Origin of the sequence: Mesorhizobium sp. M8A.F.Ca.ET.207.01.1.1, from assembly GCF_004794715.1 — a bacterium.
GTDB lineage: Bacteria > Pseudomonadota > Alphaproteobacteria > Rhizobiales > Rhizobiaceae > Mesorhizobium.
Genome location: NZ_SRUS01000268.1, coordinates 1 through 350 on the forward strand (window position 1 = coordinate 1; position 350 = coordinate 350).

A 350-nucleotide genomic window follows, 5' to 3' on the forward strand; every position below is an offset into this window, starting at 1 on the left:
CCGGCCAAAGCCGGGCAGGTACGCCTGCGCCTGCAGTACACCAACCCCAGCGGGCCGATCAACACCGGGGTAACGGCTGCAGTGAAACCGCTGCCGCTGCAATGCCCGGGCCAGCCGCTGCAGCGGCGTACGGTCACCCTGCCGCACAGCGTAGCCGTGCAGGATTCGACCTCGGCGACGTTCCCGGTGACCAGGGGCCGCTGCACGATCACGCTTGAAGAGGGGTTCAACATGAGCGCGCTGCAGCACTTCGCGCATTACACCGGCGGCAAGGGCGGGCGCGATGGCGTGGTGAACCAGGCCCAGGTGCGGGCACTGACGGTGGCGCCGGTTGCGGCCGCAGAGGGCGC

1 protein-coding gene is annotated in these 350 nt (G+C 70.0%); it reads left to right on the forward strand.

Translation table 11 applies throughout. From position 1 onward, the window contains the following. On the forward strand, nt 1–350 hold a 350-nt coding region (locus EN850_RS34475), incomplete at both ends, for a hypothetical protein (RefSeq protein ID WP_210238046.1).